Raw genomic sequence first — 22992 nt, forward strand, 5'->3', positions numbered from 1 at the left:
TGGAATGTCTTCCCTGCTACGCGCAACACTGGTCGCTTTGGCCCTGCTCACCACCGCTGGCTGCACCAACAAACCGGTGCTCAACACCCAGCATGACTTGCCGGCGAACCCGCAGGTCAACGAAGAAAAAATGAAGCAGACCATTATCGCGGCCTTGAACAAACGCCAATGGGTGGTGCAGCGCCTGAGCCCGCAACTGGTGCAGGCCGAGATCAACGTGCGCAACCAGTTCCACGCTGAAATCGACATTCGCTACACCGCCACCAGCTACGCCATCACCTACCGCGACAGCCGCGACCTGGGCTACAAGGACGGCAAGATTCACCGCAACTACAACCGCTGGGTGAGCATGCTGGACCGTGACATCCTGGCGGCGTTGCGCACCAATGGTGTGAGTGACACGGCGCAGTTGCTCCAGCAGACCGGGACGTCGAAGCAGAACTGAAACACCCGCTTCCCTGTGGCTAGGGAGCTTGCTCCCGTTGGGGCGCGAAGCGCCCCTGAAACCTGCGATTGAAGGTTGCCTGGTAAAACTCAGTCGTCGGGTTTCGGGGCTGCTGCGCAGCCCAGCGGGAGCAAGCTCCCTCGCCACAGGTTATGCGTCGGTCATACCAATGCCTTACGGGTCAGCAACTCGACAAACGCCTTGGCCATCGGCGTCTGCTGGCCCTTGCGCTGCACCAGCCACACCGCCGTCACCGCCTCCTGATCCAGTAACGTGCGATACACCACGCCATCAATGCGGATCCGCTGATACGACGCCGGTAACACCGAGACACCCAACCCCGCCGCCACCAGGCCAATGATGGTCATTGCCTCCCCGGCCTCCTGCGCGAAGTGCGGGCTGAAGCCGGCATCACGCGCCAGGCTCATCAATTGGGCATACAACCCGCTGCCGTAAGTCCGCGGGAAAAACACAAACGGTTCTTCGGCCAATTGCGCCAGGTGCAAACCCCGCTCGCTGCCTTCCACCAACGGATGCCCGGCGTTCAGCACGGCCACCAAGGGCTCGCGCATCAGTTCCACGACGCTCAGGGAATCGGGCAACGGCAACGGTCGCATCAACCCCACCTGAATCGACTCATCCACCAGCGACTCGGCCACCTCCGTGCTGCTCATCTCCTGCAGATTCAAATGCACCGCCGGGAATGCCTGGCGAAACGCGAAGATCGCCTGTGGGATGCTGGAGTTGAACGGCGCAGAAGAGGTGAAGCCAATCTTCAACTCCCCCAGTTCCCCCAGCTGCGCCCGACGCGCCACGTCCGCCGCTTTATCCACCTGCGCCAGCACCAACCGCGCCTCTTGCAGGAACAACCTGCCGGCCTCGCTCAGCTCGACCCGACGATTGGTACGCTCAAACAACCGCGCACCTATCTCCTGCTCCAGCGCCTGGATCTGCTGGCTCAGGGGCGGCTGGGAGATCCCCAGCACCTGCGCGGCGCGGCCAAAATGCAGCTCTTCAGCCACGGCGATGAAGTAACGCAGGTGGCGCAGTTCCATGAAAACCTCATTAGGTCGTAAAAGCTCTTAAACAGGTCGAACAATATATTGGAAAGAATCAATAGGGAGCTATATTCTTTTTTGCATTGCCAGCCCTGGCAGCCTTTCCTCCCCGAGGTCCCGCGTGAAATCTGCTGTCGCTCCGCTTGCTCAAGAAGTACCGCCCACCGCCCTCGATGAAGTGGTGGCACAGCTCAACGAGCAGTACATCGAAAAAGGCACCCCGATGTTCATGCGCACGGTGCTGGCGCTGTTCTCCGGCGGTTTCGCCACTTTCGCCCTGCTCTACTGCGTACAGCCGATGATGCCGGCGCTGTCCCACGAATTTTCCATCAATGCCGCGCAAAGCAGCCTGATTCTCTCGGTGGCCACCGGCATGCTCGCCATTGGCCTGCTGATCACCGGGCCGATTTCCGACACCCTGGGGCGCAAGCCGGTGATGGTTGCCGCGCTGTTCTGCGCCGCACTGTGCACCATCGCCAGCGGCCTGATGCCAAGCTGGGAAGGCATCCTGCTGATGCGCGCACTGGTGGGCCTGTCCCTCAGCGGCCTTGCAGCGGTGGCCATGACCTACCTGAGTGAAGAGATCCACCCGCAACACATCGGCCTGGCCATGGGTTTGTACATCGGTGGTAACGCCATTGGCGGCATGAGCGGGCGCTTGATCATCGGTGTGCTGATCGACTTCGTCAGTTGGCACACGGCGATGCTGATCATTGGCGCCCTGGCGCTGATCGCAGCCACGGTGTTCTGGAAGATCCTCCCCGAGTCGCGCAACTTCCGCGCCAGCACCCTGCACCCGCGCAGCCTGGTGGACGGCTTCACCATGCACTTCAAGGACGCCGGCCTGCCGTGGCTGTTCCTCGAGGCCTTCGTGCTGATGGGCGCCTTTGTGACGATGTTCAACTACATCGGCTACCGCTTGCTGGCGGACCCGTACGATTTGAGCCAGGCCGTGGTAGGCCTGCTGTCGCTGGTCTACCTCTCGGGTATCTACAGCTCGGCGAAAATCGGCTCCCTGGCCGACCGCCTGGGCCGTCGCCGTGTGCTCTGGGGCACCATCGTGCTGATGCTCGGCGGTATCGCCCTGACGCTGTTTACCCCGCTGTGGCTGGTAGTGCCCGGCATGCTGATCTTCACCTTCGGCTTCTTCGGCGCCCACTCAGTGGCCAGCAGCTGGATCGGCCGCCGCGCGCTGAAAGCCAAGGGCCAGGCGTCGTCGCTGTACCTGTTCAGTTACTACGTGGGGTCGAGTATTGCGGGGACGGCGGGCGGGTTTTTCTGGCACTACGCCGGGTGGAACGGGATTGGCGGGTTTATCGTCGCGCTGTTGATCGTCGCGTTGCTGGTGGCGTTGAAGCTGGCGAAGTTACCGCCGTTGCAGGAAGCCAAGGCTTAATCACCGCTCACAAAAAAGCCCGGCATCTGCCGGGCTTTTTCATTGCCGCGCGATCACTCGTGATACTGCGCCGACAACTCGTGCACCGCCCGCAGGAACGCGCCTGCGTGCTCCGGATCAACTTCCGGAGTAATGCCGTGGCCAAGGTTGAACACGTGACCACTGCCTTTGCCGTAGCTGGCAAGGATGCGGCCCACTTCAGCGCGGATCGCTTCCGGCTTGGCGTACAGCACGGTCGGGTCCATGTTGCCTTGCAGCGCAACCTTGCTGCCCACGCGGCGACGAGCTTCGCCGAGGTCGCAGGTCCAGTCCAGGCCCAGCGCGTCGGCGCCGGCGTCGGCGATGCTTTCCAGCCACAGGCCGCCGCCCTTGGTGAACATGATCACCGGCACCTTGCGGCCTTCGTGTTCGCGGATCAGGCCGCTGACGATCTTGCGCATGTAGGCCAGGGAGAACTCCTGGTACGCCGCCGCCGACAGGTTGCCACCCCAGGTGTCGAAGATCTGCACCGCCTGAGCGCCGGCCATGATCTGGCCGTTGAGGTAGGAGGTGACCGACTGCGCCAGCTTGTCCAGCAGCAGGTGCATGGCTTGCGGGTTGTCGTACAGCATGGCCTTGGTCTTGCGGAAGTCTTTCGACGAGCCGCCTTCGACCATGTAGGTGGCCAGGGTCCACGGGCTGCCGGAGAAGCCGATCAGCGGCACGCGGCCGTTCAGCTCGCGGCGGATGGTGCTGACCGCATCCATGACGTAGCCCAGGTCCTTGTGGGGATCGGGGATCGGCAGGGCTTCGATGTCGGCCAGGGTGCTGACGACTTTCTTGAAACGCGGGCCTTCGCCGGTTTCGAAGTACAGGCCCTGGCCCATGGCATCAGGGATGGTCAGGATATCGGAGAACAGGATGGCCGCATCCAGCTGTGGATAGCGGTCCAGCGGTTGCATGGTGACTTCGCAGGCGAACTCCGGGTTCATGCACAGGCTCATGAAGTCGCCGGCGTGGGCGCGACTGGCGCGGTATTCCGGCAGGTAGCGACCGGCCTGGCGCATCATCCACACAGGGGTGACGTCCACGGGTTGCTTGAGCAGGGCACGAAGGAAACGGTCGTTCTTGAGGGCAGTCATGTCGGCATCCGCAAAAAAAGTGCGGGCATTTTCTCAGAGCGCGACGCAAAAGGCACGGCAAGAGCCGTGCCTTTTGTCTATCGGGTCAATTTGTCGCGGATATGAAAGCGCCACAAAACAAATGTGGGAGCGGGCTTGCTCGCGAAAGCGGTGGGTCAGCCAACACATTTGGTGACTGATATACCGCATTCGCGAGCAAGCCCGCTCCCACATTTTGATCCCATTTCAATCCGGGATCGGGGTCAGACCTGCAGGTAATCCAGGATCCCTTCGGCGGCGTTGCGGCCTTCGAAGATGGCCGTCACTACCAGGTCAGACCCGCGAACCATGTCGCCACCGGCGAAGATTTTCGGGTTGCTGGTCTGGTGTTTGTACTGGCCTTGTTCCGGGGCTACAACGCGGCCCTGGCTATCGGTCTGGATTTCGAACTGCTCGAACCAAGGCGCCGGGCTTGGGCGGAAACCGAAGGCGATGACCACGGCGTCTGCCGGGATGATCTCTTCGGAACCCGGGATCGGCTCGGGGCTGCGACGGCCACGGGCATCCGGTTCGCCGAGACGGGTCTCGACCACTTTCACGCCTTCGACACGGTCTTCACCGACGATAGCGATCGGCTGGCGGTTGTAGAGGAATTTCACGCCTTCTTCCTTGGCGTTCTTCACCTCTTTGCGCGAACCCGGCATGTTGGCTTCGTCACGACGGTAGGCACAGGTCACCGACTTGGCGCCCTGGCGAATCGAAGTGCGGTTGCAGTCCATCGCGGTATCACCACCGCCCAGCACCACGACCTTCTTGCCTTTCATGTCGACGAAATCTTCCGGCGACTTTTCAAAGCCCAGGTTGCGGTTGACGTTGGCGATCAGGAAGTCCAGAGCGTCGTACACGCCCGGCAGGTCTTCACCGGCGAAGCCACCCTTCATGTAGGTGTAGGTGCCCATGCCCATGAACACGGCATCGTATTCTTCAAGCAGTTGTTCCATGGTCACGTCTTTGCCGATTTCGGTATTGAGGCGGAACTCGATACCCATGCCGGTGAAGACTTCGCGACGATGGCTCAGTACGGTTTTTTCCAGCTTGAACTCAGGAATGCCGAAGGTCAGCAGGCCGCCGATTTCCGGGTTCTTGTCGAACACCACCGGGGTCACGCCGCCACGTACCAGCACGTCGGCACAGCCCAGACCCGCCGGGCCCGCGCCGATGATCGCGACGCGCTTGCCGGTCGGCTTGACCTTGGACATGTCCGGGCGCCAGCCCATGGCGAACGCGGTGTCGGTGATGTACTTCTCCACCGAACCGATGGTCACCGCGCCGAAGCCGTCGTTGAGGGTGCACGCACCCTCGCACAGACGGTCCTGCGGGCACACCCGGCCGCACACTTCCGGCAGGGTGTTGGTCTGGTGAGACAGCTCGGCGGCGGCGAGGATGTTGCCCTCGGCCACCAGCTTCAGCCAGTTCGGAATGAAGTTGTGCACCGGGCACTTCCATTCGCAATACGGGTTACCGCAACCCAGGCAGCGGTGGGCCTGGTCGGCCGAGTGCTGGGGTTTGAAGGGCTCGTAGATTTCCACGAACTCTTTCTTGCGTTGACGCAACAGTTTCTTCTTCGGATCTTTGCGCCCGACATCGATGAACTGGAAGTCGTTATTCAGACGTTCAGCCATGTTAAAACCTCATCAAACTCTTCAGGCGCATATCACTGCGGGTTGGCACGGATGCTGGAAAGCAACGATTTCAGGTTGGCAGCCTTGGGCTTGACCAGCCAGAAACGGCGCAGGTAGTCATCGAGGTTTTCAGCGAGGTTACGACCCCATTCGCTGTTGGTTTCCTCGACATATTCGTCCAGCACATGCTGCAAGTGGTTGCGATAGGATTCCATCGCTTCGCCGCTGATCCGCTGGATCTCCACCAACTCGTGGTTCACCTTGTCGACGAAGGTGTTGTCCTGGTCGAGCACGTAGGCGAAACCGCCGGTCATGCCCGAACCGAAGTTGTAGCCGGTCTTGCCCAGCACCGCGACAAAACCCCCGGTCATGTACTCGCAGCAGTGATCGCCCGTGCCTTCAACCACGGTGTGGGCACCGGAGTTACGCACTGCGAAACGCTCACCGGCCGTGCCCGCGGCAAACAGCTTGCCGCCGGTTGCGCCGTACAGGCAGGTGTTGCCGATGATGGCACTGTCTTGAGTCTTGTAGACGCTGCCCACTGGCGGGACGATCACCAGCTTGCCGCCGGTCATGCCCTTGCCCACGTAGTCGTTGGCATCGCCTTCGAGGTACATGTTCAGGCCACCGGCGTTCCACACACCGAAGCTCTGGCCAGCGGTGCCCTTGAAGCGGAAGGTGATCGGCGCCTTGGCCATGCCCTGGTTGCCGTGCTTGCGCGCGATTTCGCCGGAGATGCGTGCGCCGATGGAACGGTCGCAGTTGCAGATATCCAGGGCAAATTCGCCGCCGCTTGCGTCGTTGATCGACGAAGTGGCCATCTCGACCATCTTCTCGGCCAGCAGGCCCTTGTCGAACGGCGGGTTGCGGTCAACCTGGCAGAACTGTGGCTTGTCGGCCGGGATGTGATCGCTGCCCAACAGCGGCGTCAGGTCCAGGTGCTGTTGCTTGGCGGTCTGGCCTTCAAGGATGTCCAGCAGGTCGGTACGGCCGATCAGCTCTTCCAGGGAACGCACGCCCAGCTTGGCCAGCCACTCACGGGTTTCCTCGGCGACGTAGGTGAAGAAATTCACCACCATGTCGACGGTACCGATGTAGTGGTCCTTGCGCAGCTTCTCGTTCTGAGTGGCCACGCCGGTGGCGCAGTTGTTCAGGTGGCAGATGCGCAGGTATTTGCAGCCCAGGGCGATCATTGGCGCGGTGCCGAAGCCGAAGCTTTCGGCGCCGAGGATTGCAGCCTTGATCACGTCGAGGCCGGTTTTCAGGCCACCGTCGGTTTGTACCCGGACTTTGCCGCGCAGGTCGTTGCCGCGCAGGGTCTGGTGGGTTTCAGCCAGGCCCAGTTCCCACGGTGCGCCGGCGTACTTGATGGAGGTCAGCGGCGAAGCGCCGGTGCCGCCGTCGTAGCCGGAGATGGTGATCAGGTCGGCATAGGCCTTGGCCACACCGGCGGCGATGGTGCCCACGCCGGCTTCCGCTACCAGTTTCACCGAGACCAGGGCCTGCGGGTTGACTTGTTTCAGGTCGAAAATCAGCTGCGACAAATCCTCGATCGAGTAGATGTCGTGGTGCGGCGGCGGCGAAATCAATGTCACGCCCGGCACTGCATAACGCAGCTTGGCGATCAGGCCATTGACCTTGCCGCCTGGCAGTTGCCCGCCTTCGCCCGGCTTGGCGCCCTGGGCAACCTTGATCTGCAGCACTTCGGCGTTGACCAGGTATTCCGGGGTCACACCAAAGCGGCCAGTGGCGACCTGCTTGATTTTCGAGCTCTTGATGGTGCCGTAGCGCGCCGGGTCTTCACCGCCTTCGCCGGAGTTGGAACGCGCACCCAGGCGGTTCATGGCTTCGGCCAGGGCTTCGTGAGCCTCAGGCGACAAGGCGCCCAGGGAAATACCGGCGGAGTCGAAACGCTTGAGGATCGATTCCAGTGGCTCGATCTCGCTGATGGCCAGCGGCGTGTCCAGGGTTTTCACCTTGAACAGGTCGCGGATCATCGACACCGGGCGGTTATCCACCAGCGCGGTGTATTCCTTGAACTTGGCGTAGTCGCCTTGCTGCACGGCGGCTTGCAGGGTGTTGACCACGTCCGGGTTATAGGCGTGGTATTCGCCACCGTGCACGAACTTCAGCAGGCCGCCTTGCTGGATCGGCTTGCGCGCGCTCCAGGCTTCGGCGGCCAGGGCTTTCTGCTCGGCTTCGATGTCGACGAAACGCGCACCCTTGATGCGGCTCGGCACACCACGGAAGCTCATCTCGCAAACTTCTTCCGACAGGCCGATGGCTTCGAACAATTGCGCGCCGCGGTAGGACGTGACGGTGGAGATGCCCATCTTCGACAGGATCTTCAGCAGGCCCTTGGTGATGCCCTTACGGTAGTTCTTGAACACCTCGTAGAGGTCGCCCAGGACTTCGCCGGTACGGATCAGGTCGCCGAGTACTTCGTAAGCCAGGAACGGATACACCGCCGAAGCGCCGAAGCCGATCAACACCGCAAAGTGATGCGGGTCGCGGGCGGTGGCGGTTTCAACCAGGATGTTGGAATCGCAACGCAGGCCCTTTTCGGTCAGGCGGTGGTGTACCGCGCCGGTGGCCAGGGAAGCGTGGATCGGCAACTTGCCCGGGGCAATGTGGCGGTCGGTCAGCACGATTTGGGTACGGCCGGCGCGCACGGCTTCTTCAGCCTGATCGGCGACGTTGCGCACAGCGGCTTCCAGGCCGAGGCTCTCGTCGTAGTTCAGGTCGATGATCTGCCGGTCGAAGCCCGGGCGATCCAGGGTCATCAACGAGCGCCACTTGGCCGGGGAAATGACCGGCGAGCTGAGGATCACGCGGGAAGCGTGCTCAGGCGATTCCTGGAAGATGTTGCGCTCGGCACCGAGGCACACTTCCAGGGACATCACGATGGCTTCGCGCAGCGGATCGATCGGCGGGTTGGTCACCTGGGCGAACTGCTGGCGGAAATAGTCGTACGGCGTGCGCACGCGCTGGGACAGCACGGCCATTGGCGTGTCATCGCCCATGGAGCCGACGGCTTCGTAGCCCTGCTCGCCCAGTGGGCGCAGCACCTGGTCACGTTCTTCGAAGGTGACCTGGTACATCTTCATGTACTGCTTGAGCTGGTCGACGTCGTAGAAGGCAGAACCGTGGTCGTTGTCTTCCATGGTTGCCTGGATGCGCAGGGCATTCTTGCGCAGCCATTGCTTGTACGGATGACGGGACTTCAAGCGGTTGTCGATGGCATCGGTGTCAAGGATCTGACCGGTCTCGGTGTCCACGGCGAGGATCTGGCCCGGGCCAACGCGGCCCTTGGCGATCACGTCTTCCGGCTTGTAGTTCCACACGCCGATTTCCGACGCCAGGGTGATGAAGCCGTTGGTGGTGGTCACCCAGCGCGCCGGGCGCAGGCCGTTACGGTCGAGCAGGCACACGGCGTAGCGACCGTCGGTCATTACCACGCCGGCCGGGCCGTCCCACGGTTCCATGTGCATCGAGTTGTACTCATAGAACGCCCGCAGGTCGGGGTCCATGGTCTCGACGTTCTGCCACGCTGGCGGAATGATCATGCGCACGCCACGGAACAGGTCGATGCCGCCGGTGACCATCAGTTCGAGCATGTTGTCCATGCTGGAGGAGTCGGAACCCACGCGGTTGACCAGCGGGCCGAGCTCTTCCAGGTCCATCAGGTCGTTGGCGAACTTGGTGCGACGGGCTACGGCCCAGTTGCGGTTGCCGGTGATGGTGTTGATCTCGCCGTTGTGGGCGAGGAAGCGGAATGGCTGGGCCAGCGGCCATTTCGGCAGGGTGTTGGTGGAGAAGCGCTGGTGGAACACGCAGATTGCGGTTTGCAGGCGCTCATCGCTCAGGTCTGGATAGAAGGCGGTCAAGTCCGCCGGCATCATCAGGCCTTTATAAATGATGGTCTTGTGGGAAAAGCTGCAGATGTAGTGGTCGGTGTCGGCGGCATTGGCCACGGACGAGCGACGACGAGAGGTGAACAGCTTGATCGCCATGTCCTGGTCGCTCAGGCCGTCGCCTGCGATGAACACTTGTTCGATCTGCGGCAGGCGCTCCAGGGCCAGGCGGCCGAGTACGCTGGTGTCGATCGGCACTTTGCGCCAGCCGACGAGCTGCAGGCCAGCGGCCAGGATCTCGCGGTTCATGTTCTCGCGAGCAGCTTCGGCTTTTACCGGGTCCTGGTTGAAGAACACCATGCCCACAGCGTACTGCTTGGGCAAATCGGCGCCGAAATGTTCCTTGGCGACTGCGCGCAGGAACTGGTCGGGCTTTTGAATCAGCAAGCCGCAACCGTCACCGGTCTTGCCGTCGGCGTTGATCCCACCGCGGTGGGTCATGCAGGTCAGGGCCTCGATGGCCGTTTGCAAAAGGGTATGACTGGGCTCGCCCTGCATGTGGGCTATCAGGCCGAAACCGCAGTTATCCTTGAATTCATCGGGTTGGTACAGACCTGCTTTCATAGACACTTTCTCACCAGGCTGCCTCTTATTCCGAGGCAAATTTCTTTTCAATTCAACCGGTTACCTTCCACGCCGAACGTACGCCGGCTTAGCGGGGGCAAAAGGGAGGTCATTGTACACACCGACACAGACGCTCACAAATTTAGCGACGAAATGTCGCAAATCTATGTCGCATTTATGAAAGGTTTAAAGCGATATGCTGTGCTAGTCAAAACTTTTTTAATTTTGACCGCTACGACTCAAAAGCCACTGTGACGCAGACACCACAACGCGCGCGGCCTTCAGGGCTGCACGCTGTGTTGTTTTTTTTGAGGTGCCGAGAGGGCGGCCTGGGTAAGGCCGCCGGATCTTCAGCGAGTTGTTGCCAGTTCTTGTTGAACGCTGGCGACAGTGCGAGGCCAAGGTTTACCAGCCTGAACCTTCGCTGGCAAGGCCTTGATAGCGGATTCCGCTGCTGTACGGCTGGAGAAGTTGCCGTAAGTGATCACGTAGAGAGGCTTGCCGTTGAGCACTTTCTTGAAATAACGGTACTCGCCGCCCTGCTCTTTCACGAACGCCTGGGCGTTGGCTTCGGAGCTGGTGCCGAGGATCTGCACCACGAAGTTACCGGTAGGCTGGCTGGCATACCAGCTGCTGCCGGCAGCGCCAGTCGCGGCCTTGGCCACGACGGCCGGTTTTTCGGCAGGCTTGGCGGCTGGAGCCGGCTTGGCCGCAGGCGCCGGGGCGACTGGCTTGGCAACAGGCGCAGGCTTGGCAGTGGCGACCTGGGCTGGCGCTGGCGTCGGCTTGGCCGCTGGCTGACCGGCTGGCACGCCCGCAGGTGGCGCGGTGGTGGTCACGGTCGGCGGCGTGGCGCTGGAGCCCTCTACCGGCACGCCGTCGTCGCCTTCAGAAATGCCGCCAGCTTCCTCGGCGAGCGGGCCGCGCATCACTGGCTGGCCGACCATCGGCAGGTTGGTGGGTTGGCCGGAGTTGGCAAACTCAACGTTCGGCGTTGGCTTGCCCAGTGGCAACTGCGCCTGTTCGGTTGGCGCGCCAGCGGTGGTCGGTGCCTTGTTGCGACCTGGAATCAACCAGGCGGCGGCGACGGCAACCACGACAACGGCAGAAATTGCCAATACGTGCTTCTTCGGCATAGTAAACCCCATCTTTGGACGCTTTACCGCTGAGCGGCTGGCAATCATGGCTTCGATCATGGCATCCCGGGCAACCTGGTTGATGGTGCCAGGCCAGCCGTCGGAGCTTTCGTGAATATCAGAGATCTGCGAAGCGGAGAAAAGTTCGATGCCCTGCCCTGCGCCTTCCAGCCGCTGGGCCAGGTATTCGCGGGTTTCTTCTTCTTCGTAAGGCTGCAGTTCGATGACGTGGAACAGCTCCTGCTCGCCGCTGATCTGTTCAAGTTCGGCGATCAGCGAAGACTCGCCAAACAGGAACACATGCGGGCGCCCTTCAGGCGTACCGGCCGCCAGGGCCAGCAACGCTTCCAGGGCAGATTCGTCGAGCTGCTCGGCGTCATCCACCAGCAGGTAGACTTCCTGGCCGGTCAGGCCCAGTTGCACCACTTGCTTGAGGATCGCATTCGGCTCGGCAGTGGACACGTCGAGGGCCTGGGCCACTTGACGCAACACGCCTGCCGCATCACCGGCACCACGGGCGGAAACCACCACGCTCTGTACCGATTGCTTGTTGGTGCTGGCCACCAGTGCCTGGCGCAGCAAGGTCTTGCCGCTGCCCAATGGGCCGGTGACCACCAGCAGCAACTGGCTGTAGCGCGCCAGGTGGTGCAGTTGCCCCAGCACCGGCTTGCGTTGCGCAGGGAAAAACTTGAAACCAGGCACCCGAGGAGCAAAAGGGTCGTGGCTTAACTGGTAATGGCCGAGGAACGCCTCGTCGGCATGCAAACTAGTCATCGGGATCTTATTAACCTTTAAGCTGGGCCAGGGCGCGGTAATCCGCTCCCAGCGTGGCCTGTAAAATCTCTTTCGGATAATCGTCGGTCACTACCGCTTCGCCCATTCGGCGCAACAGCACCAGTCGCAGTCGACCGTCGATCACTTTCTTGTCTATTGCCATATGTTCGAGAAAATCTGCCTCGGTCATCTCCTCGGGAGGAATGACCGGCAACCCGGCGCGCTGGAACAGGCGGATCCCGCGATCACGCTCCTGGGCGCTGATCCAGCCCAGGCGTTGCGACATCTCCAATGCCATCACTGTGCCAGCCGCTACGGCCTCTCCATGCAACCACACACCATAGCCCATGTGGGTCTCGATCGCATGGCCGAAGGTGTGGCCGAGGTTCAAGGTGGCGCGCACGCCGGACTCACGTTCGTCGGCATTCACCACCAGCGCCTTGGCGGCGCAGGAGCGGGAAATCGCTTCGGTGAGTGCCACCTGGTCGAGGGCGCGCAGGGCGTCGACGTGTTCTTCCAGCCAGGTCAGGAACGGCTCGTCGCAGATCAGCCCGTACTTGATGACTTCCGCCAGGCCCGCCGACAGCTCGCGGGGTGGCAGGGTATTGAGGGTGGCAGTGTCGATCAGCACCACATTCGGCTGATAGAACGCGCCGACCATGTTCTTGCCCAGCGGGTGGTTGATGCCGGTCTTGCCGCCCACCGACGAATCGACCTGGGACAGCAAGGTGGTCGGCACCTGGATAAAGTCCACGCCGCGCTGATAGCAGGCGGCTGCAAAGCCAGCCATGTCGCCGATCACACCGCCACCCAGCGCCACCACCGTGGTGCGCCGGTCATGACGGGCCGTCAGCAGGCCATCAAAGATCAGTTGCAGGGTTTCCCAGGTCTTGAAGGCCTCGCCGTCCGGCAGCACCACCGAGATCACCGAGTACGCCGCCAGGCTGCGGCTCAGACGCTCAAGATACAGCGGCGCGACCGTTTCATTGGAGATGATCGCCACTTGCCGCCCGGCAATATGCGGTGCGAGCAACTCGGGCTGGTCCAACAAACCTTCGCCAATATGGATCGGGTAGCTGCGCTCGCCAAGATCGACCTTAAGTGTCTGCATGTGTCCCCGCGTTGAAGATGAAAGCAGGCGTCCTGCCCTACATTAACGTTGTCGGCAACGTCGGGATCTGACGCTGCCTGATGGCTCTACGCCACAACTCGGACGGTCATGACGCGCCGCCGAGGATAGCGCATTTCGGCCCTGGCTTTAACGGGGTGGCAACTGTGCCAGGCGCTCGAGAATGTCGAGAACCACCATTCGTGGCGGCCGCTCATCGGTTTCCACCACCAGATCGGCGATTTCCCGATAAAGCGGGTCGCGCAGCGTCAGCAGGTCCCGCAGGGTTTTTGCCGGGTCGGCGGTGCGCAGCAATGGGCGATTGCGGTCGCGAGCGGTGCGGCCCACCTGCTGCTCGACAGACGCGTGCAGATAAACCACGCGACCGCCGGCGTGCAGCGCCCGGCGGTTCTCGTCGCGCATCACTGCGCCACCGCCGGTGGCCAATACCACGCCATCGCAGCCGCACAGTTCGGCAATCATCGCCTGCTCGCGGTCGCGAAAGCCCAGTTCGCCTTCCTTATCGAAGATCCACGGGATATTGGCGCCCGTGCGCAATTCAATTTCCTTATCGGAGTCTTTGAATGGCAGGCGCAGCTCTTTGGCCAGCAAACGGCCGATGGTGCTTTTTCCAGCCCCCATCGGTCCTACAAGAATCAAATTTCGCACAGAATCAACGACTCACAGCAATCGCCTGGTTATTCATAATACGCGGAGTCAGGAATACCAGCAGCTCGGATTTTTTCTCCGAAACCACATCCCGCCGGAAAAGGCGGCCAAGATACGGCACATCGCCCAAAAATGGCACTTTATCTACCACTTTGCTTTGAGTATTGGAGAAAACCCCGCCGATCACGATGGTCTCCCCGTCCTTGACCAGCACCTTGGCATTGACCTCGTTTTTCTTGATCGGCGGCACATCGTTGAGCCTGTTCAGGTAGTCGGGCTCGTCCTTGGTGACCTTGACCTCCATGATCACCCAGCCGTCCGGGGTGATTTGCGGGGTCACTTCCAATGACAAGGAGGCCTCCTTGAACGACACCGAGGTCGCGCCGGTGGAGCTGGACTCCTGATAGGGAATCTCGGTGCCCTTGAGGATTCGCGCGGTTTCCTTGTCGGAGGTGACGACCTTGGGCTGCGAAACGATTTCACCATTGCCGGTTTTTTCCATGGCGGTCAGTTCCAGGTCCAGCAGCAGGTTGTCGGTGATAAACGCGACACCCAGGCCGGCGCTGCCGTTGACCGCCCCCAGGTCCACAAACGGCGAGCTGGGCGGGATTTCAGGCGGCTCGGCGCCTTCGGCCAGCGGTTTCCTGATCCCGCCAGCGCTCCAGTTACCCCGATTCAGATTCCCGCCCCAGCGCACGCCAAGGCTTTTGTCGTAATCCACATTGGCCTCGACGATCCGCGCCTCGATCATCACCTGCCTTACCGGAATATCCAGTTGCGCCACAATCGTGCGCAGCTCCTCCAGCCGCTCCCGGGTCTGGTAGGCGATGATGTTGTTGGTGCGGTCATCCACCGCCACCGAGCCGCGCTCATCGGTGGCGCCTTCCAGGCCCACGGCCGACTGGAAGAGCTTGGCCAGGTCCGACGCCTTGGCGTAATTGACTTGCAGCAACTCGCGGCGCAGCGGTGCCAACTCAGTCATTTGCTTGCGCGACTCCATCGCCAGCAACTCGCGGGCGGCCAACTCCTCGGCCGGCGCGACCAGCAGCACATTGGCCGTCACACGCTTGTCCAGCCCCTTGGTTTGCAGCACCAGGTCCAGGGCCTGGTCCCAGGGCACGTCCTTGAGGCGCAGGGTGATCGAACCCTGCACGTCGTCGCTGGTCACCAGATTGAGGCCGGCAACGTCAGCAATCTGCTGCAACACCGCGCGCAACTCGATGTTCTGGAAGTTGAGGGACAGCTTGTCCCCGGTGAATGCCACGCGCCCGGTACTCAGGGGCGCATTGCCAGGTGGCGGCAGGTGAATCAAGTCGATTCGATTGGGCACAGCCATGACCATCGGTGCCGTGAACGCTATCCATAGCGCCACACCGAAGGACGAAAAAGTCCTTTTCATTGTTTGTTTCCGTTATGAGTTCACGTTCAGGGCAAGGGTTTGCGAGCGTTCCAGCCACGCGCCCTGGCCATCCGGGAAAAGCTCGGCCAGTTCGACATGGGAGTCGTGGATTGCCGTGATGCGCCCGTGGTCCGGGCCCAGGTAATCGCCGATTGCCAGCCGATGGACAGACGACGCTCCGCGCAGCAGGGCGAAGGTTTGGGCCCCCAGGGACAGGGTCCCGACCATTTCGAACTGCTCCACGGCGAAGCCTTCGAGGATTCCGCGAGGCCTGGCGAGATCAGGTCCGGCAGCCGGTCGCCCGGCGGGTCGAACCAGTTGGCGAGAGGGCGGCTGGAAAGGGTCGCGCAAGGCTGCAAAATCGTACGCCACTTGCTGCGGCCCGGGCTCGGCGACAGCCTGTGCCGGCGGGTGCAAATCAACCTCCAGGTCATCGCCCGCCTGGCGGTTGTGACGATAGGTCCTGGCTACCAGACTGAGATGCAACTCCGAGGGATCGACAGGACTGAATGCCAAGTCATGCACCGTGACAATTCCTGGCAAGCTGGCCATGCCGTTGATGAACGCCGCCAGGTCGTGAAAAGTCCCGGTGACGCCAATCTGCATGGGCGATTCGATGTACAGGGCGCGAGGCTGGTCATCCCGAAGTTCGATGGCCTCCAGCACCAAGCCATTGGCGGCACTCAGGCGGCCAATATCTTCAAGCAGGCCGGGTACCTGGGTGTCGGCAGGCAGCCGCCGTAACAGGTTGGCGAAATGGCCTCGCATTGTTTCGAGTTCGCGGACCAGGGACTCCAGGCCGGCAGCCTGGATGGTTTTCAGCGCGACCTGCTGTTCAAGCGCCACTTCCTGCGACTCAAGCTGGCGCAGTTGCTCCCGCGCCCCACTCAAGTAGACGGTATTGCCCACCGCCCACAGCAGGCAAACCACCGCGCCAGCCAGCAACGCCTTGCCCGGCAAGGGCCAGTTGGCGGCGTTCTGGCAGAGCTCGGTTATATCGGATTCCGTCAGCCCTGGCAGGCCTGACGCCCCTCTCATTGGCGCACCTCATCCGAGTGACCATGGCGAACCGTCAACTGGAAGCCATTGTCGTCGCCCTCCTGCGCGCCGCGAACCCGTTGAAGCCGGGGCGCTTCCAAGTCTTCGGCAGCTTCGAGGCCTCGCATGAACTGAGCAATGTCCCGGTTCGATCCGGCCGTGCCGCTGATGGAAACAGAACCGCCGTCGACGCTCACTTCGCGCAACTGCACCCCCTCCGGCACGGCACGGGCCAACTGGTCCAGCAACTGAGCACCCGCCGCACGATCGTCCTGCAAACCCTGCACAACTTTCATCCGTTCCATCAACTGCTGGCGCTGCTCATGCAGTTCGTCGATGGCCTTGATCCGCGAGTCGAGCCCGGTGACACCCTGGCTCAACTGGTTATTGCGAGCCAACTGCCGATCAATTGCACGGTCGATCACCTGGTCTGCCAGCCAAACCGCAGCCAGCGCCACCGCTGCAGCCCCTGCCAAAAACACCAGAAAATATTTGCGCCGCCGCTCATTCCGTTCTGCGCGCCACGGCAACAGGTTGATTCGTGTCATCAGTCGAAACTCCTCAGGGCCAGCCCGCAGGCCACTCCCATTCCCTGGGCATCCACGGCCCATTGCGCGCCATCGACACGACGGCCCGGCGTGATGCTGTCCGAAGCCTGCCTGCCCGCGCGAGCCAATGCAAATGCTTCGACATCCACTATCCGCGTCGCCAGCCCCGCAAGGGCCAAAACCGCCTCACGGGCCTCCACCTGTTCCTTGAGGCAGGCAACCAGCAGCACATCGACGCTTTGCGGGTCATGGGCCGACGGGCCCTGCACCTGGAAGTCGATAGCCACATCCTCCAGCGGATAAGGAATGTACTGGTCTGCTTCCCCATGGATTCGACGCACCATTTCAGCATCCGTCAGCCCCGCGTCCATCTCCAGCACGCGGGTAATCACCGAGGGCCCTGCCACGGCCACGGCGGCATGCCTGAGTGATGTATGCGCCTGTACCAGCGCCCGGGAAAGTGCCTGCGCGACGGCATCGAAATCAACCACGCTGCTGTCGACCACCGCATGGGCCGGCAACTGCTGCATGGCGTAGCCCCGCACGCTGTAGCCAGTGCCTGAAGCCTCCAGCTCCACCAGCCTGACGCCGGTGTCATTGATGTCGATACCCAGGACGGCATCGGCTTTTCGCCTGAAAAATCCCTTTCTCATAAAACTCCCCAAAACTTTCCCTGTCTTACGGACTGATTGCTGCCAGGCTTCCTGCATTCGGTCGGCTTGTATGAGCGGCGCGAATGACGCCCGAAGCCGAAAAATGCTTTAATGCCCAGCGTTTTTTCCCGCGTTTATCTGCTGGCCGGGTCGATCCACCACTTGCCGTGCATGCCCCGACGCCTAACCCATTCTTTTCCTTGGAAATCCAAAAGCCTTGATTCGTCTGCTGAAGTTTTTCGGGTACTCCATTGTCGCGATCGTCTGCGGGCTGATGCTCGTGCTCAGCGGGGCCTATCTCTACCTTAGTCCGGGTTTGCCCTCCGTAGAGGCCCTGAGAAGTATCCAGTTGCAGATTCCTTTGCGGGTCTACAGCAGCGATGAAAAACTGATCGCGGAGTTCGGCGAAATGCGCCGCACACCGATCCGTTTCGCCGACATTCCACCCAATTTCATCAATGCCCTGCTGTCGGCTGAAGACGATAACTTCGCCAATCACTATGGCGTCGACCCAAGCAGCCTGGTGCGGGCGGCCACGCAGTTGGTAAAAAGCGGACACATTCAATCCGGTGGCAGCACCATCACCATGCAGGTGGCGAAGAACTTCTTCCTCACCAGCGAACGCAGCTTTTCCCGCAAAGCCACGGAAATCCTCCTGGCGTTGCAGATCGAACGTCAGCTGACCAAGGACGAGATCCTTGAGCTGTACGTCAACAAGATCTATCTGGGCAACCGCGCCTACGGCATCGAGGCGGCTTCGCAGGTTTACTACGGCAAGTCGATTCGTGACGCCAGCCTGGCGCAGATGGCGATGATTGCCGGCCTGCCCAAGGCGCCTTCACGCTTTAACCCGCTGGCCAACCCGGCGCGCAGCAAAGAGCGCCGCGACTGGATCCTGGGCCGCATGTACAAGCTGGGCAAGATCGACCAGGCCGCGTACGAAAGTGCGGTGGCCGAGCCGCTGAACGCCAGCTATCACGTGCCGACCCCGGAAGTGAATGCCCCGTATATCGCCGAAATGGCCCGTGCCGAGATGGTCGGCCGCTATGGCAGCGAGGCGTACACCGAAGGTTTCCGCGTGACCACGACGATTCCGAGCAACCTGCAGGAAATCGCCAACAAGTCGGTACACGATGGCCTGGTCGCCTATGACCAGCGCCATGGCTACCGCGGCCCTGAATCGCGCCTGCCGGGCAAGACCCTGAGCGCCTGGACCGTCGAGCTGGGCAAACAGCGCCCGATCAGCGGCCTTGAACCCGCCATCGTCACCCAGGTGAAGAAAGATGGCGTGCAGGTACTGACCCGCACCGGCGAAGAGCATGTGTCGTGGGACAGCATGAAATGGGCCCGCCCTTTCCTGAACACCAACAGCATGGGCCCGATGCCCAAGCAGCCGTCGGACGTGGCGCAGGTCGGTGACCTGGTTCGCGTGCAGCGCCAGAAGGACGACAGCCTGAAATTCAGCCAGGTGCCCGTGGCACAGGGCGCGCTGGTGTCGCTTGACCCGCAGAACGGTGCAATCCGTGCCCTGGTCGGCGGCTTTGCCTTCGAGCAGAGCAACTACAACCGCGCCACCCAGGCCAAGCGCCAGCCAGGTTCCAGCTTCAAGCCGTTCATCTACAGCGCTGCACTGGATAACGGCTACACCGCCGCCAGCCTGGTCAACGATGCACCGATCGTGTTCGTCGACGAGTACCTGGACAAAGTCTGGCGCCCGAAGAACGACACCAACACCTTCCTCGGCCCGATCCGCGTCCGCGAGGCGCTGTACAAGTCGCGTAACCTGGTGTCGATCCGCCTGCTGCAGGCGATGGGCGTAGGCAAGACCATCGACTACATCACCCGCTTCGGCTTCAACAAGTCGGACCTGCCGCCCAACCTGTCCCTGGCACTGGGTACCGCCACGCTGACACCGATGGAAATCGCCACCGGCTGGAGCACCTTTGCCAACGGCGGCTACAAGATCACCCCGTACCTGATCGACAAGATAGAAAGCCGTAGCGGCGAAACCCTGTTCACCGCCAACCCACCACGGGTACCGGGCGACGTGGTCAATGGCGTCGCGGCCACTGACGGCCAGGCAGCACCGGCCAACGGCGGCATCACCATCGAGCCGACGCCAGGCGAAGCCCCGGCAGCCGGCGCTCCCGCCGCACCACAAGCGCCGGCGGTAGCCGAACGCGTTGTGGATGGCCGTACCACCTACATCCTCAACAGCATCCTGGAAGACGTGATCAAGAAAGGTACGGGGCGTCGCGCCCTGGCCCTGGGCCGTGCCGATATCGCCGGCAAGACCGGTACCACCAACGATTCCAAGGATGCCTGGTTCTCCGGCTACAACGCCGACTACGTGACCACCGTATGGACCGGTTACGACCAGCCGGAAAGCCTCGGTCGCCGGGAGTTCGGCGGCACCGTCGCGCTGCCGATCTGGATGAGCTACATGGGCGCCGCGCTGAAGGATATGCCGCTGCATACCCAGCCGGAACCGGAAGGCATCCTGAGCCTGCGGATCGACCCGGTCAGCGGCCGTGCAGCAGCGCCGAGCACGCCGAATGCGTACTTCGAGCTGTTCAAGAGCGAGGACACGCCGCCGTCGGTCAACGAGCTGGGCAATGGTGTTGCACCGGGCAGCCCGCTGCCGGCGGACGAGGCGGCGCCGATCGACTTGTTCTAACACGCAGTTCCAATGTGGGAGCGGGCTTGCGAAAGCGGAGTATCAGGCTCACATGGGCCGACTGACACACCGTCTTCGCGAGCAAGCCCGCTCCCACAGTTGGATCACCGCCAGGCTCGAGCCAATTGCCAGCCACAAAAAAAGCCCCGACTCGCAAGAGCCGGGGCTTTTTGGTGGTGCGCTACAACGGCTTAGCCGTTGAACACATCATCCACGCTTTGCAGCGGGTAGTTCTTCGGATACGGCAGGGTGGCCACACCCGTCTCGATTGCGGCTTTGGCCACGGCATCGGAGATCAGGGTGATCAGGCGCTTGTCCATTGGTTTCGGGATGATGTACTCACGACCGAATTCCAGCTTGATGCCGCCGTAGGCGTCGCACACTTCCTGAGGAACCGGCAGCTTGGCCAGTTCGCGCAGGGCGTTGGCGGCCGCGACTTTCATCTCTTCGTTGATGCGCTTGGCGCGAACGTCCAGGGCACCACGGAAGATGAACGGGAAGCCCAGTACGTTGTTGACCTGGTTCGGGTAGTCCGAACGGCCGGTGGCCATGATCACGTCGCTACGGGTGGCGTGGGCCAGCTCCGGGGAGATTTCCGGATCCGGGTTGGAGCACGCGAACACGATCGGGTTGGCCGCCATGGACTTGAGGCCTTCGGCGCTCAGCAGGTTCGGGCCGGACAGGCCAACGAACACGTCTGCACCGTCCAGGGCATCAGCCAGGGTACGCTTGGAGGACGGATGCGCGAACATCGCCTTGTACTGGTTCAGGTCGGTACGCTCGGACTGCACAACGCCCTTGCTGTCGACCATGTAGATGTTTTCCAGCTTGGCGCCCATGCTCACCAGCAACTTCATGCAGGAGATGGCCGCGGCGCCGGCGCCCAGGCAAACGATCTTGGCTTCGCCAAGGGTTTTGCCGGCGATTTCCAGGGCATTGATCATGCCGGCCGCGGTAACGATCGCGGTGCCGTGCTGGTCATCGTGGAATACCGGGATGTCGCACTGTTCGATCAGGGCCTTTTCGATCTCGAAGCACTCAGGTGCCTTGATGTCTTCCAGGTTGATGCCACCGAAGGTGATGGAGATGCGCTTGACGGTGTCGATGAAAGCCTGCGGGCTCTCGGAATCGACTTCGATATCGAATACGTCAATGCCGGCGAAGCGCTTGAACAGCACGCCCTTACCTTCCATGACTGGCTTGGAAGCCAATGGGCCGAGGTTACCCAGGCCGAGGATCGCGGTGCCATCAGAGATCACTGCAACCAGGTTGCCTTTGCCGGTGTACTTGTAGGCCAGTTCAGGATCGCGGGCGATTTCACGTACGGGCTCGGCAACGCCAGGGCTGTAGGCCAGCGACAGGTCGCGAGCGGTGGCAGTGGCTTTGGTGAGCTCTACACTCAGCTTTCCTGGACGAGGATGGGCATGATATTCGAGAGCGGCAGTTTTCAAATCAGACATATCGGCATTCCGCTTTTACTGTTGGTCGACGGACCGCCGAGGATACGCGTGTCGCAAAGTCCCCACAAGACTGGGCAGTCACAGGTGTCAAGGGCCCTGCCCTACGACTTTTGGCCAAGAGCCACGGGATACAAGGGCTCAACTGTTCACAATCGACCTGAAAAATGTCTACAATTTTTTCTTACGGCGCCTGCTCGAGCATGCCGGGATCGGTCAGTGGCAACAGCCAGCGTGCCTGGCCCTTTTCCAGGCCGCCGCGTCGGGAGCGGTCCAGCACCCAGCCGCGGGCTTCGATGGACTGGCCCTGCAAACCTTTCAACAGCGCACTGTCGAATCGGCCCACCAAATTGGGTGCAATGCGCAGTACCAGTGAGCCCTGCAACTCAATCCAGACTCCGCCGCGATTGCGTTCGATTTTGCTCACTCGGCCGTTGACCACGGCAAAGCCCGAGCGCTGGATCTTCGCCGCATCGACCACCGGTGACCGGCGCCACACCCCCAGCCGGGCCTGCCGGGCGCTGCGTTCGGCGGCTTGCTGGCAGGCCACCAGTTCCACATTCGGCGCGACCGCCACCTGGAAGCCAAGGCCTTCGGCGAGCAACTGCGCTTCCAGATTTGCTCCATTGGCACCGTAGAGATGGGCCAGGGTGCGGCCGTAACGGTCCTTGCTCTCCCGTCCGGGCACCACGCCAACGCGCCCACCGCTCGCGCCCACAAGACTTTGCAGGCGCTCGCGAGCGGCCACGGCGAAGGGCTCGTCAGTGCGCCCCTGCTTGCCGGTTTCCGGGGCATTGACGCCGATCATGCGTATGCTGCGGCCATCCTTGAGGCGCACGGTGTCGCCATCCACTACCCGCTGCACGTCGAAGGTCGCGACATCGCCGGGCGCAGGGCAGAACACCTCGGCCTGGGCGGGCGCCAGCCAAATCGCAGACACAAAAAAGGCGCCCACAAGGGACGCCTTTTTCATCAGCGAGGACAAGCCATACAGGCCATCCAAGCGGACCAGCCTTACTCGGCTTTAGGAGCAGCTTTAGCGCCGAAAGCACCGAAGCGGGTCTTGAAGCGGTCAACACGGCCGCCAACATCCAGAGTCTTCTGCTTACCGGTGTAGAACGGGTGGCACTCGTTGCACACGTCGATTGGCAGAGCTTTGCCGAAAGTCGAACGGGTTTCGAACTTGTTACCGCAGCTGCAGGTAACGTCGATGGCAACATAGTTTGGATGGATATCGGCTTTCATGGTGTATTCCTCAGGCTAGCGTGCCGCCAATCAACACTATTGTTGAATACCGCACGTAATTAGGCCGCGGATTCTACCAGACCTTTTTAAACGCGCAAGAAGCACAACGGCCCCTTTCATCAGAAAAGC

17 protein-coding genes are annotated in these 22992 nt (G+C 61.7%); 3 read left to right on the forward strand and 14 right to left on the reverse strand.

Features of this window, described 5'->3' with window-relative positions:
* Positions 1–4 precede the first annotated feature (4 nt).
* Complete coding sequence (locus HX801_RS19125) at positions 5–445, forward strand: hypothetical protein (protein WP_003209360.1); 441 nt, start codon at positions 5–7, stop codon at positions 443–445.
* 161 nt (positions 446–606) lie between these two features.
* On the opposite strand, the gene HX801_RS19130 is transcribed toward HX801_RS19125, so the two are convergent.
* The gene (locus HX801_RS19130) at positions 607–1500 is read right to left on the reverse strand and encodes a LysR family transcriptional regulator (RefSeq protein ID WP_003209358.1); all 894 of its coding nucleotides are present in this window, start codon (positions 1498–1500) and stop codon (positions 607–609) included.
* Positions 1501–1681: 181 nt separating this feature from the next.
* Here HX801_RS19130 and HX801_RS19135 point away from each other — a divergent pair, with 181 nt between their 5' ends.
* Complete coding sequence (locus HX801_RS19135) at positions 1682–2899, forward strand: MFS transporter (RefSeq protein WP_371132458.1); 1218 nt, start codon at positions 1682–1684, stop codon at positions 2897–2899.
* Between the two features lie 53 nt (positions 2900–2952).
* Here HX801_RS19135 and hemE read toward each other — a convergent pair whose 3' ends face one another.
* From hemE to pilM, 10 genes are all read right to left on the reverse strand, one after another.
* Positions 2953–4020 (reverse strand): uroporphyrinogen decarboxylase, encoded by a 1068-nt coding sequence (gene hemE / locus HX801_RS19140; RefSeq protein WP_008439243.1) that lies wholly within the window; start codon positions 4018–4020, stop codon positions 2953–2955.
* A 242-nt stretch (positions 4021–4262) separates the two neighbouring features.
* Entirely contained in the window at positions 4263–5681 is a 1419-nt protein-coding gene (locus HX801_RS19145) for an FAD-dependent oxidoreductase (protein WP_003209353.1), read from the reverse strand.
* A 32-nt stretch (positions 5682–5713) separates the two neighbouring features.
* Positions 5714–10159, reverse strand: coding sequence for a glutamate synthase large subunit (gene gltB / locus HX801_RS19150; RefSeq protein ID WP_003209351.1), 4446 nt, complete (start codon positions 10157–10159; stop codon positions 5714–5716).
* Between the two features lie 350 nt (positions 10160–10509).
* Positions 10510–12069, reverse strand: coding sequence for an SPOR domain-containing protein (locus HX801_RS19155; RefSeq protein WP_003209350.1), 1560 nt, complete (start codon positions 12067–12069; stop codon positions 10510–10512).
* A 10-nt stretch (positions 12070–12079) separates the two neighbouring features.
* A complete protein-coding gene (gene aroB / locus HX801_RS19160) occupies positions 12080–13180 on the reverse strand; it encodes a 3-dehydroquinate synthase (protein ID WP_003209346.1) in 1101 nt (366 codons plus the stop codon).
* A 147-nt stretch (positions 13181–13327) separates the two neighbouring features.
* Positions 13328–13846, reverse strand: a complete 519-nt coding sequence (gene aroK, locus HX801_RS19165) for a shikimate kinase AroK (protein WP_003209345.1) — start codon at positions 13844–13846, stop codon at positions 13328–13330.
* Between the two features lie 4 nt (positions 13847–13850).
* A complete protein-coding gene (locus tag HX801_RS19170) occupies positions 13851–15188 on the reverse strand; it encodes a type IV pilus secretin PilQ (RefSeq protein ID WP_177022538.1) in 1338 nt (445 codons plus the stop codon).
* A 69-nt stretch (positions 15189–15257) separates the two neighbouring features.
* Positions 15258–16283, reverse strand: a complete 1026-nt coding sequence (locus HX801_RS19175) for a pilus assembly protein PilP (protein ID WP_177022523.1) — start codon at positions 16281–16283, stop codon at positions 15258–15260.
* Positions 16280–16831, reverse strand: a complete 552-nt coding sequence (locus tag HX801_RS19180; RefSeq protein ID WP_003209339.1) for a PilN domain-containing protein — start codon at positions 16829–16831, stop codon at positions 16280–16282. The genes HX801_RS19175 and HX801_RS19180 overlap by 4 nt, the downstream gene beginning before the upstream one ends.
* A complete protein-coding gene (pilM, locus tag HX801_RS19185) occupies positions 16831–17484 on the reverse strand; it encodes a type IV pilus biogenesis protein PilM (RefSeq protein ID WP_087692533.1) in 654 nt (217 codons plus the stop codon). The genes HX801_RS19180 and pilM overlap by 1 nt, the downstream gene beginning before the upstream one ends.
* Before the next feature lie 220 nt (positions 17485–17704).
* Between pilM and HX801_RS19190 the strand changes: the two genes are divergently transcribed.
* Positions 17705–20161 carry a penicillin-binding protein 1A gene (locus HX801_RS19190; protein ID WP_371316571.1) on the forward strand — a complete coding sequence of 819 codons (2457 nt, stop codon included), beginning with the start codon at positions 17705–17707 and terminating at the stop codon, positions 20159–20161.
* Between the two features lie 191 nt (positions 20162–20352).
* Here HX801_RS19190 and HX801_RS19195 read toward each other — a convergent pair whose 3' ends face one another.
* The 3 genes from HX801_RS19195 to rpmE all read right to left on the reverse strand — a co-directional run bounded on the left by HX801_RS19195 (position 20353) and on the right by rpmE (position 22863).
* Positions 20353–21621: a malic enzyme-like NAD(P)-binding protein gene (locus tag HX801_RS19195; protein ID WP_003209334.1), complete on the reverse strand. Its 1269-nt coding sequence runs from the start codon at positions 21619–21621 to the stop codon at positions 20353–20355.
* A gap of 181 nt (positions 21622–21802) precedes the next feature.
* Positions 21803–22591 carry a thermonuclease family protein gene (locus tag HX801_RS19200; RefSeq protein WP_134327619.1) on the reverse strand — a complete coding sequence of 263 codons (789 nt, stop codon included), beginning with the start codon at positions 22589–22591 and terminating at the stop codon, positions 21803–21805.
* 41 nt (positions 22592–22632) lie between these two features.
* The gene (rpmE, locus tag HX801_RS19205) at positions 22633–22863 is read right to left on the reverse strand and encodes a 50S ribosomal protein L31 (protein WP_003209330.1); all 231 of its coding nucleotides are present in this window, start codon (positions 22861–22863) and stop codon (positions 22633–22635) included.
* Positions 22864–22992 lie beyond the last annotated feature (129 nt).

The sequence above is a fragment of the Pseudomonas sp. G1002 genome, assembly GCF_013385455.1.
In the GTDB taxonomy this organism is placed as follows: domain Bacteria; phylum Pseudomonadota; class Gammaproteobacteria; order Pseudomonadales; family Pseudomonadaceae; genus Aquipseudomonas.